The sequence below is a fragment of the Enterobacter sp. CC120223-11 genome, assembly GCF_900215375.1.
In the GTDB taxonomy this organism is placed as follows: domain Bacteria; phylum Pseudomonadota; class Gammaproteobacteria; order Enterobacterales; family Enterobacteriaceae; genus Scandinavium.
In genome coordinates, this window is the sequence record NZ_OBEF01000019.1 from 61,350 (window position 1) to 77,226 (window position 15,877).

The 15,877-nt window shown below is 56.2% G+C and carries 14 protein-coding genes; 7 read left to right on the forward strand and 7 right to left on the reverse strand.

Going from position 1 to position 15,877, the window contains the following annotated elements; all coding sequences use genetic code 11:
* Window positions 1-138 precede the first annotated feature (138 nt).
* From fdnG to fdhE, 4 genes are read left to right on the forward strand one after another with little or no spacing between them, the layout of a single operon-like run.
* Entirely contained in the window at window positions 139-3,189 is a 3,051-nt protein-coding gene (gene fdnG, locus CRO87_RS18920; protein WP_141398716.1) for a formate dehydrogenase-N subunit alpha, read from the forward strand.
* Window positions 3,190-3,201: 12 nt separating this feature from the next.
* A complete protein-coding gene (fdxH, locus tag CRO87_RS18925; RefSeq protein ID WP_097164482.1) occupies window positions 3,202-4,104 on the forward strand; it encodes a formate dehydrogenase subunit beta in 903 nt (300 codons plus the stop codon).
* Complete coding sequence (fdoI, locus tag CRO87_RS18930; protein WP_097164483.1) at window positions 4,101-4,736, forward strand: formate dehydrogenase cytochrome b556 subunit; 636 nt, start codon at window positions 4,101-4,103, stop codon at window positions 4,734-4,736. The genes fdxH and fdoI overlap by 4 nt, the downstream gene beginning before the upstream one ends.
* Window positions 4,733-5,662 (forward strand): formate dehydrogenase accessory protein FdhE, encoded by a 930-nt coding sequence (fdhE, locus tag CRO87_RS18935; protein ID WP_097164484.1) that lies wholly within the window; start codon window positions 4,733-4,735, stop codon window positions 5,660-5,662. The genes fdoI and fdhE overlap by 4 nt, the downstream gene beginning before the upstream one ends.
* 35 nt (window positions 5,663-5,697) lie before the next feature.
* Here the strand turns inward: fdhE and CRO87_RS18940 are convergent, their stop codons facing one another.
* The 7 genes from CRO87_RS18940 to typA form a co-directional block, all read right to left on the reverse strand.
* Entirely contained in the window at window positions 5,698-6,066 is a 369-nt protein-coding gene (locus tag CRO87_RS18940; protein WP_097164485.1) for a type II toxin-antitoxin system VapC family toxin, read from the reverse strand.
* Between the two features lie 2 nt (window positions 6,067-6,068).
* Window positions 6,069-6,311, reverse strand: a complete 243-nt coding sequence (locus CRO87_RS18945) for a CopG family transcriptional regulator (RefSeq protein ID WP_097164486.1) — start codon at window positions 6,309-6,311, stop codon at window positions 6,069-6,071.
* A 177-nt stretch (window positions 6,312-6,488) separates the two neighbouring features.
* Window positions 6,489-7,430 (reverse strand): fatty acid biosynthesis protein FabY, encoded by a 942-nt coding sequence (gene fabY / locus CRO87_RS18950; RefSeq protein ID WP_176504342.1) that lies wholly within the window; start codon window positions 7,428-7,430, stop codon window positions 6,489-6,491.
* A 47-nt stretch (window positions 7,431-7,477) separates the two neighbouring features.
* The gene (gene dtd, locus CRO87_RS18955) at window positions 7,478-7,915 is read right to left on the reverse strand and encodes a D-aminoacyl-tRNA deacylase (RefSeq protein ID WP_097164488.1); all 438 of its coding nucleotides are present in this window, start codon (window positions 7,913-7,915) and stop codon (window positions 7,478-7,480) included.
* Window positions 7,912-8,784, reverse strand: coding sequence for a virulence factor BrkB family protein (locus CRO87_RS18960; RefSeq protein ID WP_097164489.1), 873 nt, complete (start codon window positions 8,782-8,784; stop codon window positions 7,912-7,914). The genes dtd and CRO87_RS18960 overlap by 4 nt, the downstream gene beginning before the upstream one ends.
* Complete coding sequence (gene yihX, locus CRO87_RS18965) at window positions 8,778-9,377, reverse strand: glucose-1-phosphatase (RefSeq protein WP_097164490.1); 600 nt, start codon at window positions 9,375-9,377, stop codon at window positions 8,778-8,780. The genes CRO87_RS18960 and yihX overlap by 7 nt, the downstream gene beginning before the upstream one ends.
* Before the next feature lie 178 nt (window positions 9,378-9,555).
* Entirely contained in the window at window positions 9,556-11,379 is a 1,824-nt protein-coding gene (typA, locus tag CRO87_RS18970; RefSeq protein ID WP_097164491.1) for a ribosome-dependent GTPase TypA, read from the reverse strand.
* A 380-nt stretch (window positions 11,380-11,759) separates the two neighbouring features.
* Between typA and glnA the strand changes: the two genes are divergently transcribed.
* From glnA to glnG, 3 genes are all read left to right on the forward strand, one after another.
* Window positions 11,760-13,169 carry a glutamate--ammonia ligase gene (gene glnA, locus CRO87_RS18975; RefSeq protein ID WP_097164492.1) on the forward strand — a complete coding sequence of 470 codons (1,410 nt, stop codon included), beginning with the start codon at window positions 11,760-11,762 and terminating at the stop codon, window positions 13,167-13,169.
* A gap of 185 nt (window positions 13,170-13,354) precedes the next feature.
* Entirely contained in the window at window positions 13,355-14,404 is a 1,050-nt protein-coding gene (gene glnL / locus CRO87_RS18980; protein ID WP_097164493.1) for a nitrogen regulation protein NR(II), read from the forward strand.
* An 11-nt stretch (window positions 14,405-14,415) separates the two neighbouring features.
* Window positions 14,416-15,828 (forward strand): nitrogen regulation protein NR(I), encoded by a 1,413-nt coding sequence (gene glnG / locus CRO87_RS18985; RefSeq protein ID WP_097164494.1) that lies wholly within the window; start codon window positions 14,416-14,418, stop codon window positions 15,826-15,828.
* Window positions 15,829-15,877 lie beyond the last annotated feature (49 nt).

The following is a 15,877-nucleotide window of genomic DNA, read 5'->3' on the forward strand; positions in this document are numbered from 1 at the left end:
CCCTCCGGGAAAGAGGGAGATTACCCCTAATTCTGTACCTTTGCGGCACCGACCGCAAAGGTTAATAACAATCCATCCCCTTAGCGGTTCAGGTATTGAAGGGCAACGGGGAAGCAATGTCGAAACAAGGAGTGACCCATGCAGGTCAGCAGAAGGCAGTTCTTTAAGATCTGCGCTGGCGGTATGGCAGGCACAACGGCTGCGGCGCTCGGTTTTGCCCCGAGTGTCGCCCTGGCGGAAACGCGGCAGTACAAGCTGCTGCGCACCCGTGAAACCCGTAACACCTGCACATATTGTTCTGTCGGTTGTGGGCTGTTGATGTACAGCCTCGGCGATGGAGCCAAAAACGCCAAAGCATCTATCTTCCATATCGAAGGGGATCCGGATCACCCGGTCAACCGTGGCGCACTCTGCCCGAAAGGCGCAGGCCTGGTGGATTTCATCCACTCCGAAAGCCGCCTGAAATATCCTGAATACCGCGCTCCTGGCTCCGATAAGTGGCAGCAAATCAGCTGGGACGACGCGTTCGACCGCATCGCGAAGCTGATGAAAGCCGACCGCGACGCCAACTTCATAGCGCAAAACGCCGAAGGCACCACCGTTAACCGCTGGCTCTCCACCGGGATGCTGTGCGCCTCCGCTTCCAGTAACGAAACCGGCTATTTAACCCAGAAATTCTCCCGTGCGCTCGGCATGCTCGCGGTGGACAACCAGGCACGCGTCTGACACGGACCAACGGTAGCAAGTCTTGCTCCAACATTTGGTCGCGGTGCGATGACCAACCACTGGGTGGATATTAAGAACGCCAACCTGATTGTGGTAATGGGCGGTAACGCCGCTGAAGCGCATCCGGTCGGATTTCGCTGGGCGATGGAAGCCAAAATCCACAACGGCGCCAAACTTATCGTTATCGATCCGCGCTTTACGCGTACGGCATCGGTGGCAGATTTCTATACGCCAATTCGTTCCGGAACGGATATCACCTTCCTCTCCGGGGTGATCCTGTATCTGCTCAATAACGAAAAAATTAACCGTGAGTACACCGAGGCGTACACCAACGCCAGCCTGATCGTGCGCGAAGATTTCACGTTCGACGATGGCCTGTTCTCCGGCTACGACGCAGCAGCCCGCAAGTACGACAAAACCAGCTGGAACTACGAGCTGGATGAAAACGGGCACGCCAAACGCGATACCACCCTCACCCATCCACGCTGCGTATGGAACCTGCTGAAAGAGCACGTTTCTCGCTACACGCCGGAAATGGTTGAGCAAATTTGTGGCACGCCGAAAGCGGACTTCCTGAAGGTTTGTGAGTACATCGCCGAAACCAGCGCCCACGACAAAACCGCGTCGTTCCTCTATGCGCTGGGCTGGACGCAGCACTCCGTGGGTGCGCAGAACATCCGCACCATGGCGATGATTCAGCTGCTGCTCGGCAATATGGGCATGGCGGGCGGCGGCGTGAACGCCCTGCGCGGCCACTCCAATATTCAGGGCCTGACCGATCTCGGCCTGCTGTCGCAGAGCCTGCCAGGCTATATGACGCTGCCAAGTGAAAAACAGACTGACCTGCAAACCTACCTGACCGCCAACACGCCAAAACCGCTGCTGGAAGGCCAGGTGAACTACTGGGGCAACTATCCGAAGTTCTTCGTCTCGATGATGAAATCTTTCTTCGGCGACAAGGCGACGGCGGAAAACAGCTGGGGCTTTGACTGGCTGCCTAAGTGGGACAAAGGCTACGACGTGCTGCAGTACTTCGAGCTGATGTCGCAGGGCAAGGTGAACGGCTATCTCTGCCAGGGCTTCAACCCGGTGGCGTCGTTCCCGAATAAGAACAAGATTGTGGCTTCGCTTTCTAAGCTGAAGTTCCTGGTGACCATCGATCCGCTGAACACCGAAACTTCGACCTTCTGGCAGAATCACGGCGAGCAAAACGACGTTGATCCGTCGAAGATTCAGACCGAAGTGTTCCGTCTGCCGTCCACCTGCTTTGCCGAAGAGAACGGCTCCATCGTCAACTCCGGGCGCTGGCTGCAGTGGCACTGGAAAGGTGCGGATGCCCCGGGTATCGCAAAAACCGACGGCGAAATCCTGGCGGGAATTTTCATGCGCATGCGTGAGATGTACGCCAAAGAGGGCGGCCCGGTTCCGGAGCCAGTGCTCAATATGACGTGGAACTACTCCACGCCGGAAGAGCCAGCCTCGGAAGAAGTGGCGATGGAGAGCAACGGTAAAGCGCTCGCCGATATTACCGACCCGGCAACGGGCGCGGTAATCGTCAAGAAAGGCCAGCAGCTCACTTCGTTCGCTCAATTGCGCGACGACGGCACCACCGCCAGCGGCTGCTGGATCTTCGCGGGCAGCTGGACGCCGGACGGCAACCAGATGGCGCGACGTGATAACGCTGACCCGTCAGGCCTCGGCAATACGCTCGGCTGGGCGTGGGCGTGGCCGCTTAACCGCCGCATTCTGTATAACCGTGCGTCTGCAGACCCACAAGGTAAACCGTGGGATCCGAAACGCCAGCTGCTGAAGTGGGACGGTGCCAAATGGGCCGGCGTGGATATTCCTGATTACAGTGCCGCCGCACCGGGCACCGATGTCGGGCCGTTCATCATGCAACCGGAAGGCATGGGCCGCCTGTTCGCCCTCGACAAGATGGCGGAAGGGCCGTTCCCGGAACACTACGAGCCGTTTGAAACGCCGCTTGGCACTAACCCGCTGCATCCGAATGTCGTCTCGAACCCGGCAGCACGCGTGTTCAAAGACGACCTGGCCGCAATGGGCAAAGCCGATAAGTTCCCATATGTGGGCACCACTTATCGTCTGACCGAGCATTTCCACTACTGGACCAAGCACGCGCTGCTTAACGCCATCGCGCAGCCTGAGCAGTTCGTGGAGATTGGCGAGAAGCTGGCGAACAAGCTCGGCATCGGCCACGGCGATACCGTGAAAGTCTCCTCTAACCGCGGCTATATCAAGGCCAAGGCGGTGGTGACCAAGCGTATCCGCACGCTGAAAGTGGACGGGAAGGACGTGGACACCATCGGCATTCCGATTCACTGGGGCTTCCAGGGCGTGGCGAAGAAAGGCTTTATCGCCAACACCCTGACGCCGTACGTTGGCGACGCCAACACCCAGACGCCGGAGTTCAAATCCTTCCTCGTGAACGTGGAAAAGGTGTAACGGAGACGACTTATGGCTTATCAATCGCAGGATATCATCCGTCGTTCCGCGACTAACGGTTTCACCCCCGCGCCTCAGGCGCGGGATCACCAGGAAGAGGTGGCGAAGCTCATCGACGTGACTACCTGTATCGGCTGCAAAGCCTGTCAGGTGGCCTGTTCGGAGTGGAACGACATTCGTGACGAAATCGGCAGCAACGTCGGCGTGTACGACAACCCAGCCGATTTAACCGCCAAATCCTGGACGGTGATGCGCTTCTCGGAAGTGGAGCAGAACGACAAACTGGAGTGGCTCATCCGCAAGGATGGCTGCATGCACTGCGCTGACCCGGGCTGCCTGAAGGCGTGTCCGTCGGAAGGGGCTATCATTCAGTATGCCAACGGCATCGTCGACTTCCAGTCTGAACAGTGCATCGGCTGCGGCTACTGCATCGCGGGTTGCCCGTTCGATGTGCCGCGCCTGAACCCGGAAGACAACCGCGTCTACAAATGTACGCTCTGCGTAGACCGCGTCACCGTGGGCCAGGAACCGGCCTGCGTGAAAACCTGCCCAACCGGTGCCATCCACTTTGGCTCCAAAGAGGACATGAAGGTGCTGGCAGGTGAGCGCGTAGCAGAGCTGAAAACGCGCGGTTACGACAACGCAGGCCTGTACGATCCGGCAGGCGTTGGCGGCACACACGTGATGTACGTACTTCATCATGCCGACAAGCCGAATCTCTATCACGGCCTGCCGGAGAACCCGGAAATCAGCCAGACCGTTAAGTTCTGGAAAGGCGTCTGGAAACCGCTGGCCGCAGTCGGCTTCGCAGCAACCTTTGCCGCCAGCATCTTCCACTATGTCGGCGTCGGGCCAAACCGTGCCGATGAGGAAGAGGACAATCTGCATGAAGAGAAAGACGAGGTGCGCAAATGAAACGCCGTGACACCATCGTGCGCTACACCGCGCCGGAACGCATCAACCACTGGGTCACCGCCTTCTGCTTCATTCTGGCGGCGGTGAGCGGACTGGGCTTCTTCTTCCCGTCCTTCAACTGGCTGATGCACATTCTCGGCACGCCGCAGCTGGCGCGTATTCTGCATCCGTTCGTTGGGGTGGTGATGTTCGCGTCGTTCATCATCATGTTCTTCCGCTACTGGCACCACAATCTAATCAATCGGGATGATATCTTTTGGGCGAAGAATATTCGTAAGATCGTCGTCAACGAGGAAGTGGGGGACACCGGACGCTATAACTTCGGCCAGAAGTGCGTCTTCTGGGCGGCGATTATCTTCCTGGTGTTACTGCTGGTGAGCGGCGTCATTATCTGGCGGCCGTACTTCGCGCCAGCGTTCTCCATTCCGGTGATCCGCTTCGCGCTGATGCTGCATTCATTTGCCGCAGTAGCGTTAATTGTGGTTATTATGGTGCATATTTACGCCGCCCTTTGGGTGAAAGGCACCATAACCGCGATGGTGGAAGGCTGGGTGACCAGCAGCTGGGCGAAGAAACATCACCCACGCTGGTACCGTGAAGTCCGCCAGAAACAGGAAAAATCGACCGAATGAGCATTCGCATCATCCCACAAGACGAACTGGGGAGTAGCGAGAAACGCACGGCGGAAGCAATTCCGCCGTTATTATTCCCGCGACTGAAACACCTCTACCACCGCCGGGCGGAACGCCTGCTGCAACTGGCGCAGGAAAATCCGCTGGGCGACTACCTGCGTTTTGCCGCGCTCATCGCCCATGCGCAGGAAGTGGTGCTGTACGACCATCCGCTGCAAATGGACCTGACCGCACGCATTAAAGAAGCTGCGGCCCAGGGCAAACCGCCGCTGGACATCCACACCCTGCCGCGCGACAAGCACTGGCAGAAGCTGCTGCAGTCGATGATTGCCGAGCTGAAGCCTGAAATGAGCGGCCCGGCGCTGGCGGTTATCGAGAATCTGGAAAAAGCTTCTGACACCGAGCTGGAAGAGATGGCGAGCGCGCTGTTTGCTTCCGATTTTGCCTCCGTCAGCAGCGATAAGGCCCCGTTCATTTGGGCTGCGCTGTCGCTTTACTGGGCGCAGATGGCAAACCTGATCCCCGGCAAAGCCCGCGCGGAATACGGCGAGCACCGCCAGTTCTGCCCGGTTTGTGGCTCTATGCCAGTCTCAAGCGTCGTGCAAATTGGCACCACCCAGGGGCTGCGTTACCTGCACTGCAACCTGTGTGAGTCCGAGTGGCACGTGGTGCGCGTAAAATGCAGCAACTGCGAGCAGAGCCGTGATTTGCACTACTGGTCGCTGGATAACGAACAGGCTTCCGTGAAAGCGGAAAGCTGCGGTGACTGCGGTACCTACCTGAAGATTCTCTATCAGGAAAAAGACCCGAACGTCGAGCCCGTGGCCGACGATCTCGCCTCGCTGGTGCTGGACGCACGTATGGAACAAGAGGGCTTTGCCCGCAGCTCCATCAACCCGTTCCTGTTCCCGGGCGAAGGGGAATAAGTCGTTGCTGAAAACCGGGCACGGACGTGCCCGGTTTATTGGTACGGTATTTTTACGCCGGAGATCCCAGAAAAATCTTTAATATTTCGGGTAATCAGCGGGCAATTTCTCACCTTCGCGCTGGCGAGTATGATGGCGTCCGGCAATTTCATACCGTGCTCTGCACGAAGCAGAACGCTTCGCTCTGCAATTTCCCGACTGACGTCAATGACCTCGAACGCACCCAGAAGCGCCGCCGTTCGCGCCTCCTGATGATATTTCCGCGCCCCAACCATCACTTCCATCCAGGAAATCAAACTGATTGCCCGGTGGTTTGCACCATTTTCAATGGCTTCAGCCGCCTCAAGCCTTTTATTTAAAAGATCGATAAGAATATTGGTATCAAACACCGCCACGCGTTCCATCTTCACCACTCCTCGCGTAACTTACGTTCGTACTCTATGCCATCCTCTGCTCCATCCCCCCAAAGCCCTAAAGCATCCCGGATGACGGATGTACTTTGCCTGTCCAGATACTGTTCAACAGCTTCGCGTATTAATTCTGCACGCGGCAGGTTTCTTAGCTGCTTAAGACTCTCAAGACGTTGCAGCGCATCATCGGAAAGATCGATCAGGATTCTGCCCATAGTCATTTCCATCGCCATGCTCATATATCACTCCAGTATATCATGGGCGGTTAATTTTCAGGCAATTTACGATTTTAAGGCGCGGGGAGAAAGTATGATTTGAGACTTCTGTTTTGTTTTGCGTCGGGTCTTCCTGCGAAATGAAAACCGCTCTCATTTTTCAATAAAAATCGTGGCCTGGATCACCAGGCCAGTGCTGAACTACTCCTCCTCGTTGCCGCCCTCTTCCAGCGGGCCGAAGGGCCTGGCGGGCAGTACGATAAAGATGCCTTCAAAAATGGCACCGGAGGTGTCGTCCCCGAACAGTTCAACCTGCAACTGAACTCGCGCTTTGCGGCCGCGCGCCAGCCTGTCGAGGTCGCCGCTGAGTGACCCCAAATCGGCAATAGCACTGGGCTTACCGCTGATCGGTTTGCTGTAGCGGATATGCGCATCGGCCAGAATGATGGTGCCACCGAGATGGCGTTCGCGCAGCATCAGCCAGATAAGCCCCCAGCCGGTGAGCGTGGCGAGAGAAAACAAGCTTCCGGCAAACAGCGTGTTATGCGGGTTCTGGTTGCCGATTTCCGGCATGGTGGTGATAAATTTCTGCCCGGTGTACTGCTGAATGCGCACGCCCATCTTTTCGCTGAGCGGGATGTGTTCGTACCATGCCTGCTGGAGCTGCCCGCACCAGTCACCGCGATGCAGAATATCATCCAGCGTTGCCACAGGTTTGATCATCAGGAAGTGACGTACCGGCGTGGTTTGCGGGGTGGTAATTTCCCCCTGATTGACGAATCCGAGCTTGGCAAAGAATTCCACGGCATCTTCGCGGGCGCTACAGGTGACGCGTTTCACGCCTTCCTGACGAGCGACGGATTCCAGCGTCATTGCCATCAACGTGCCAAGGCCTTTGTCCTGTACGGACGGATCTACGGCCATAAAGCGAATCGACGCTTCGTTGTCCGCATTGATGTACAGCCGCCCTACCGCCACCAGGTTGCCCGCCTCATCCATCACCATCTGGTGATGCGCCATGGCATCCCAGCCGTCACGCTCTGAGCCTTGCGGCTGATGCAGCGGCTTGCGCAGCATCTCCCAGCGGAACTGGTAGTAACGTGCTAACTCTTCTTCCGTCTGCGGTACTCGAAGGTGATACATAGCGGAACTCTCTTTTGCCGCCCGCGACCAGCCTGCATGAAGGCTGTTCATACCTGCAACCAGAAGGTCACGGGACCGTCGTTAACCAGTGAAACCTGCATATCAGCCGCGAAACGCCCGGTCTGGGTGTGCATCTCCTGCTGACGACAATGTTCAACAAAGTACTCGTACAACGCTTCAGCGCGATCGGGTGCCGCACCACGTGAAAAACCAGGCCGCATGCCGCGTTCGGTATCAGCAGCCAGCGTGAACTGTGAAACGACCAGCACGCTGCCACCAGCCTGCTGCACGTTGAGGTTCATTTTTCCCTCGGCGTCGCTAAAGATTCGGTAGCCCAATACGCGTTCGCACAGGCGATTCGCTTTTTGCTCGTCATCCTCTTTTTCGACACCCAATAACACCAAAAGTCCCTGGCCTATTTCTCCCGTCACCTCGCCCTCCACGGTGACGCTGGCACGGGTTACGCGCTGAATTAATGCAATCATGGTTGTTCGTCTTCTTCCTGGGATGCAGCGAGTTTGAGTTTGCGGTATTCCCCGAGAGTGACAGTTATTTCAGCCCCAAGCAAGACGATACACCAGGTCCAGTAGACCCAGACAAACAAAATGGGGATAACCGAAATCACGCCGTAAATCAGCTGATAGGACGGGAAGGTGGTGATGTAGAGCGCAAATCCTTTCTTACCCAACTCAAAGAGCGCGGCGGCCACCAGCGCGCCGAGAACGGCATCGCGGTTCAGCACTCGCGTGGTCGGCACGATGCTGTAAAGCAGCCAGAAGGAGATCCAGGAAAGCAGCAGCGGGAAGATGCGCAGTACGTTATCGATAACGCCATTGAGCTCACTTGCCCAACGCAGCGACAGCAGATACGAACTGATGGCCAGACTGGCACCCGCCAGCAGCGGTCCGAGCGTCAGGATCATCCAGTAGACGGCGAATGAGTACACTTTTGGCCGCACCCGCTTGCTGCGCCAGATGGTGTTCAGGGCGCTATCAATGGCGTACATCAGCAACAGCGCCGTGACAATCAGGCCACAGGCACCTACTGCCGTCATTTTGTTGGAGTTGGCAACAAACTGCTCGATATAGCGCTGGATAACGTCGCCCGTCGCGGGCAGGAAATTGGCGAAGACAAAGTGGCGCAGCGTCAGGCTGACGTCAGAAAACATCGGAAATGCCGCGAACAGCGCGAAAATAACGGCGATAAGCGGCACCAGAGAGAGTAACGACACATAGGCCAGATTGCCGGCAAGCGTCGTCATATTGTCTTCATCAATGCGCCGCCAGAGCAGCTTCAGCCAGGCGATAAGTGGCCCGGCGTGTCGGGTGGCTTTTTGATGAACGGTTTTTAGCATAGCTGTTTCGCAAAATACTCAGGGATGGTTTCTTTTCCGGTCACCAGAATGCTGTTGATGCCCAGCTGTCTGGCTCCTTCTATATTATCGGCGTTATCGTCGAAAAAGACCGTGTCTTCGGCGGAAAAACCTTCCGATTCCAGCACCTGCTGATAAATTCGCGCTTCAGGTTTGCGCATTTTCATTTCCTGAGAAAGATAGACACGGTCGGCAGCTTCGCGCACCTGAGGGTACTCATCAGGCCAAAACGTGGTGTGCAGATTGTTGGTGTTCGACAGAACAACCACGCGGTGCCCTTGCTCGCGCAGTTTATGCATGATGGCGATGACCTCAGGGCGCAGGCCAACAAAAATGGCCTGCCAGCCGTGTTCAAACTGCTCATAGCTGAGCGGCAGCTCCATCTCCTGACTCAGCGCTTCGGCAAAGGCTTCATCGCTGATTTCCCCTCGCTCGTGCTGATGGAACACCTCCCCCATGACGAATTTTTGCTTCAGGGTGGCCAGCGGTACGCGGCTGAAATCGCTCCACGCGCCAAACACCCGGTTGAAGTCAATGTCGACAATCACATTACCTAAATCAAAGATATAGAGCATGATCCTCTCCTTTTGCGTCATGGAAAAATAACTGTAGCGGGAAAGGGAAGGTTTGACTACAGGAGGGTGTGCCCGAGGCAGAAAATGTTTGGTTCATTAAGACTGCGTTGTTTTTGCGGACAGCAGGCAATAAAAAAGCCGCTGAAATCAGCGGCTTTTTTTTCAGTCGGCGGAAGACTTAGTCTTCTTTCGGACCACGCATAGCGCGTTTACGGTCGTTCTCGGTCAGGTGACGTTTACGGATACGGACAGAAGTTGGGGTCACTTCTACCAGTTCGTCGTCATCGATGAACTCCAGAGCCTGCTCCAGGGTCATCTTCACTGGCGGAACCAGAACCGTTGCTTCGTCTGTACCAGACGCACGCATGTTGGTCAGTTTCTTACCGGTCAGGCAGTTTACAGTCAGGTCGTTAGAACGGCTGTGAATACCGATGATCTGGCCTTCATAGACTTCTGCACCGTGACCCAGGAACAGCTTACCGCGGTCCTGCAGGCTGAACAGTGCAAACGCAACCGCTTTACCCTGACCGTTAGAGATCAGTACGCCGTTCTGACGCTGGCCCACATCGCCCGGACGAACGTCGTCGTAGTGGCTGAAGGTGGAATACAGCAGACCGGTACCGGAAGTCATGGTCATGAATTCGTTACGGAAGCCAATCAGCCCACGGCTTGGGATCACGTAGTCGAGACGTACGCGGCCTTTACCGTCTGGATTCATGTTTTTCAGGTCGCCTTTACGCTCACCCAGAGCCTGCATAACAGAACCCTGATGCTGCTCTTCGACGTCCAGCGTTACGTTTTCGAACGGCTCTTGTTTACGGCCTTCGTGCTCGCGGAAGATAACTTTCGGACGGGAAACCGCCATCTCGAAACCTTCACGACGCATGTTTTCAATCAGAACGGACAGGTGCAGTTCACCACGGCCAGAAACGCGGAACGCATCAGCGTCAGCGGTTTCTTCAACGCGCAGCGCAACGTTGTGCACCAGCTCTTTGTTCAGACGTTCCAGAATCTGGCGAGAGGTAACGTACTTACCTTCTTTACCACAGAACGGAGAGGTGTTGACGTTGAAGAACATGGAAACGGTAGGTTCATCAACGGACAGCGCTGGCAGCGCTTCAACCGCCTGCACGTCGCAGATGGTGTCGGAGATGTTCAGCTCGCCAAGGCCGGTGATCGCGATGATGTCGCCCGCTTCAGCCACGTCGCTCTCGATACGCTCCAGGCCCAGGTGAGTCAGAACTTTACCGACTTTACCGTTACGGGTTTTGCCTTCGCTATCGATGATAGTGACCTGCTGGTTAGGCTTCACTTTACCGCGCTTGATACGACCGATGCCGATAACACCAACGTAGTTGTTGTAATCGAGCTGGGAGATCTGCATCTGCAGGGTGCCTTCCTGGTCAACGTTTGGCGCAGCAACGCGGTCAACGATGGTCTGATACAGCGGGGTCATGTCTTCCGCCATATCTTCGTGATCCATACCGGCAATACCGTTCAGCGCAGAAGCGTAAACGATAGGGAAGTCCAGCTGCTCGTCGGTCGCGTCGAGGTTAACGAACAGGTCGAAGACCTGATCCACAACCCAGTCAGGACGCGCGCCAGGACGGTCAACTTTGTTGATAACAACAATCGGCTTCAGACCGTGGGCGAACGCCTTTTTGGTCACGAAGCGGGTCTGAGGCATTGGGCCATCCATTGCGTCAACGACCAGCAGCACGGAGTCTACCATGGACATTACACGTTCAACTTCACCACCGAAGTCGGCGTGGCCTGGGGTATCAACGATGTTGATACGGTAGTCATTCCATTTGATAGCGGTGTTTTTAGCGAGGATGGTAATCCCACGCTCTTTCTCCAAATCGTTGGAGTCCATCACACGCTCTTGGGTTTCGGCGCGAGCGTCGAAAGTACCGGATTGCTGCAGCAGCTTATCAACCAGGGTAGTTTTACCATGGTCAACGTGCGCGATGATGGCGATGTTACGCAGATTTTCGATCACAACTTTGCCTCAGGCATTTTAGAAATAGCGCGTTATTGTACACGGATTAATCGCACTACAAAACAGGATCACAAACATCCCCTGCAAACAAGTATTGCAGAGTTGCTCTGTGATCGCTTTCACGGAGAGAAAAAGGGCGCCATAACTCAAATTGCACCAAAACAGTGCCCAAATTTCACACGAGAGCACTTTTTTGGTGCAAGATAGCCATCATGGTGCAGCCCTTTTGCACTATGGTGCGCATCATAACGCCTTTTGGGGGCGATTTAAAAGTTGGCACAGATTTCGCTTTATATTTTTCAAGGCAACAACGCCACATTAAGCAGTGCCAAGAATCGTTCGTACCACGACGACAATGACAAATCCGGGAGAGTTTAAGTATGTCCGCTGAACACGTTTTGACGATGCTGAACGAGCATGAAGTGAAGTTTGTCGATCTGCGCTTCACCGATACCAAAGGTAAAGAACAGCACGTCACTATCCCTGCTCACCAGGTAAATGCCGAATTCTTCGAAGAAGGCAAAATGTTTGACGGCTCCTCAATCGGCGGCTGGAAAGGCATTAACGAATCCGACATGGTGCTGATGCCAGATGCATCCACCGCGGTCATTGACCCGTTCTTCGAAGAGTCTACCCTGATCATTCGTTGTGACATCCTCGAGCCAGGCACCCTGCAGGGTTACGACCGTGACCCACGCTCCATCGCCAAACGCGCTGAAGAGTACCTGCGTTCTACCGGCATTGCCGACACCGTACTGTTCGGGCCAGAGCCAGAATTCTTCCTGTTTGATGACGTTCGCTTCGGCAGCGCCATCAACGGTTCTCACGTAGCTATCGACGATATCGAAGGCGCGTGGAACACCTCTACCAAATACGAAGGCGGCAACAAAGGCCACCGTCCAGCAGTTAAAGGCGGTTACTTCCCGGTTCCACCAGTAGATTCCGCGCAGGATCTGCGTTCCACCATGTGTCTGGTGATGGAAGAGATGGGCCTGGTCGTTGAAGCTCACCACCACGAAGTAGCCACCGCAGGTCAGAACGAAGTGGCAACTCGCTTCAACACCATGACCAAAAAAGCGGACGAAATTCAGATCTACAAATATGTGGTTCACAACGTCGCGCACCGTTTCGGTAAAACCGCGACCTTCATGCCAAAACCAATGTTCGGTGACAACGGTTCCGGTATGCACTGCCACATGTCCCTGTCCAAGAACGGCACTAACCTGTTCTCTGGCGACAAATATGCGGGTCTGTCCGAGCAGGCGCTGTACTACATCGGCGGCGTAATCAAACACGCTAAAGCGATCAACGCCCTGGCAAACCCAACTACCAACTCTTACAAGCGTCTGGTCCCGGGTTACGAAGCCCCTGTTATGCTGGCTTACTCCGCGCGTAACCGTTCTGCTTCCATCCGTATCCCAGTAGTTGCTTCTCCGAAAGCGCGTCGTATCGAAGTGCGCTTCCCGGATCCAGCGGCTAACCCGTACCTGTGCTTCGCAGCTCTGCTGATGGCTGGTCTTGACGGTATCAAGAACAAGATCCACCCGGGCGAAGCAATGGACAAAAACCTGTACGACCTGCCGCCAGAAGAAGCGAAAGAGATCCCACAGGTTGCTGGTTCTCTGGAAGAAGCGCTGAACGCGCTGAACGAAGATCGTGAGTTCCTGACCGCGGGCGGCGTGTTCACTGACGACGCTATCGATGCTTACATCGCCCTGCGTGTTGAAGAGAACGACCGTGTGCGCATGACGCCACACCCGGTAGAGTTCGAACTTTACTACAGCGTTTAATTCGCCGTACGACTGTGGTCTTCCCCTCTTTTGTGAAGACCCAGGAAGTTTTTTGTTGCCGTGGAAACTTTCAGCCCATCTCCGGATGGGCTTTTTTCTCCACCAACTAACTGATTTCAGACGCTTAGCGACTAAAAAACGCTATACTGCACTAAATTGGTGCACACCTTTCAGGAGACTGCTGGATGGCAACAGGCGTGCTGCCCGATGCTGGGCAGATCCTCAATTCTTTAATCAACAGTATCTTACTGGTCGACGACGAGCTGGCGGTCCATTACGCCAACCCGGCGGCGCAGCAGCTGCTTGCCCAGAGTTCGCGTAAATTATTCGGCACGCCGCTGCCGGAGCTGTTGAGCTATTTTTCCCTGAACATCGACCTGATGCAAGAGAGTCTGCAGGCGGGTCAGGGCTTCACGGACAACGAAGTGACGCTGGTGATTGATGGCCGTTCGCACATTCTGTCGCTCACCGCGCAGCGGCTGCCTGATGGCTTAATTCTGCTTGAGATGGCGCCAATGGATAACCAGCGTCGCCTGAGCCAGGAGCAGCTGCAGCACGCGCAGCAGGTGGCCGCACGCGACCTGGTTCGCGGCCTGGCCCATGAAATCAAAAACCCGCTCGGCGGCCTTCGGGGTGCGGCGCAGCTGTTGAGCAAAGCGCTGCCTGACCCGTCGCTGCTGGAATACACCAAAGTCATCATTGAGCAGGCCGACAGGCTGCGCAATCTGGTGGACCGCTTACTTGGCCCACAACAGCCGGGCATGCACGTCACGGAAAGCATTCACAAAGTGGCTGAACGCGTGGTGAAGCTTGTGTCGATGGAACTGCCGGACAACGTTCGTCTGACGCGTGATTACGATCCGAGTTTGCCGGAGTTACCGCACGATCCCGACCAGATAGAGCAGGTTCTACTGAATATCGTGCGCAATGCGCTTCAGGCGCTGGGCCCGGAAGGCGGCGAAATCATTCTGCGCACGCGCACGGCATTCCAGCTGACGCTGCACGGCGTGCGTTATCGCCTCGCGGCACGCATTGATGTGGAAGACAACGGGCCGGGCATTCCTTCCCAGCTACAGGATACGCTGTTTTATCCAATGGTCAGCGGACGCGAAGGCGGCACCGGGCTGGGCTTGTCCATCGCCCGCAATCTGATCGATCAACACTCCGGTAAAATTGAATTCACCAGTTGGCCGGGCCACACCGAATTCTCGGTTTACCTGCCCATTCGGAAATAGAGGTGCATTTTATGCAACGAGGGATAGTCTGGATCGTTGACGACGATAGTTCCATCCGTTGGGTGCTTGAACGCGCGCTCACCGGGGCAGGATTGACCTGCACCGCCTTTGAAAGCGGCAGCGAAGTGCTGGATGCGCTCTCAAGCAAAACGCCGGACGTTTTACTGTCTGATATTCGTATGCCCGGCATGGACGGGCTGGCGTTGCTAAAACAGATTAAGCAGCGCCATCCGATGCTGCCGGTCATCATTATGACCGCCCATTCCGATCTGGATGCCGCCGTGAGCGCCTACCAGCAGGGTGCATTTGACTATCTGCCTAAGCCGTTTGATATCGACGAAGCCGTGGCGCTGGTTGAACGCGCCATCAGCCACTATCAGGAACAGCAGCAGCCGCGCAACGTTCAGGTCTTCGGACCGACGACGGACATCATCGGCGAAGCCCCGGCGATGCAGGACGTATTCCGCATTATTGGCCGTCTCTCACGCTCGTCGATTAGCGTGCTGATCAACGGCGAATCCGGCACCGGGAAAGAACTGGTTGCCCATGCCCTGCACCGTCACAGCCCGCGGGCGAAAGCGCCGTTCATCGCACTGAATATGGCGGCTATCCCGAAAGACCTGATCGAGTCGGAACTGTTTGGCCATGAAAAAGGCGCCTTTACAGGGGCGAACACCATTCGTCAGGGGCGTTTTGAGCAGGCCGACGGCGGCACGCTGTTTTTAGATGAGATTGGCGACATGCCGCTCGACGTGCAGACGCGTTTGTTGCGCGTGCTGGCCGACGGTCAGTTTTATCGCGTTGGCGGTTATGCGCCGGTCAAAGTGGACGTGCGCATTATCGCTGCCACGCACCAGAACCTCGAACTGCGCGTGCAGGAAGGAAAATTCCGTGAGGATTTGTTCCACCGCCTGAACGTGATTCGTGTACACCTGCCGCCGCTGCGCGAGCGTCGCGAAGACATTCCACGCCTGGCGCGTCACTTCCTGCAGGATGCGGCACGCGAACTTGGCGTTGAGGCCAAACAGCTTCACGCAGAAACGGAAGCGGCCTTAACGCGCCTTGCATGGCCGGGTAACGTGCGCCAGCTGGAAAACACCTGCCGCTGGCTGACGGTGATGGCCGCAGGTCAGGAAGTGCTAATTCAGGATCTCCCGGCGGAGCTGTTTGAAAGCCCGGTGCCAGAAAGCAGCACCGGGCACGCCCTGCCGGACAGCTGGGCCACGCTGCTGGCGCAGTGGGCCGACCGTGCGTTGCGATCCGGTCATCAAAATCTGCTTTCGGAAGCGCAGCCGGAAATGGAGCGCACGCTGCTGACGACCGCGCTGCGGCACACGCAGGGACACAAACAGGAAGCAGCACGCCTGCTCGGCTGGGGACGAAATACCCTGACGCGCAAGCTAAAAGAATTGGGAATGGAGTAGAGTGTCATGCCCGGTGGCGCTACGCTTACCGGGCCTGCAGGGTCCGCAG

Bases quoted from the DNA above. Each gene is read 5' to 3' on its own strand.
- fdxH (WP_097164482.1), top strand. From the start codon at position 3,202: ATGGCTTATCAATCGCAGGATATCATCCGTCGTTCCGCGACTAACGGT.
- fdoI (WP_097164483.1), top strand. From the start codon at position 4,101: ATGAAACGCCGTGACACCATCGTGCGCTACACCGCGCCGGAACGCATC.
- fdhE (WP_097164484.1), top strand. From the start codon at position 4,733: ATGAGCATTCGCATCATCCCACAAGACGAACTGGGGAGTAGCGAGAAA.
- CRO87_RS18940 (WP_097164485.1), bottom strand. From the start codon at position 6,066: ATGGAACGCGTGGCGGTGTTTGATACCAATATTCTTATCGATCTTTTA.
- CRO87_RS18945 (WP_097164486.1), bottom strand. From the start codon at position 6,311: ATGAGCATGGCGATGGAAATGACTATGGGCAGAATCCTGATCGATCTT.
- fabY (WP_176504342.1), bottom strand. From the start codon at position 7,430: ATGTATCACCTTCGAGTACCGCAGACGGAAGAAGAGTTAGCACGTTAC.
- dtd (WP_097164488.1), bottom strand. From the start codon at position 7,915: ATGATTGCATTAATTCAGCGCGTAACCCGTGCCAGCGTCACCGTGGAG.
- CRO87_RS18960 (WP_097164489.1), bottom strand. From the start codon at position 8,784: ATGCTAAAAACCGTTCATCAAAAAGCCACCCGACACGCCGGGCCACTT.
- yihX (WP_097164490.1), bottom strand. From the start codon at position 9,377: ATGCTCTATATCTTTGATTTAGGTAATGTGATTGTCGACATTGACTTC.
- glnA (WP_097164492.1), top strand. From the start codon at position 11,760: ATGTCCGCTGAACACGTTTTGACGATGCTGAACGAGCATGAAGTGAAG.
- glnL (WP_097164493.1), top strand. From the start codon at position 13,355: ATGGCAACAGGCGTGCTGCCCGATGCTGGGCAGATCCTCAATTCTTTA.
- glnG (WP_097164494.1), top strand. From the start codon at position 14,416: ATGCAACGAGGGATAGTCTGGATCGTTGACGACGATAGTTCCATCCGT.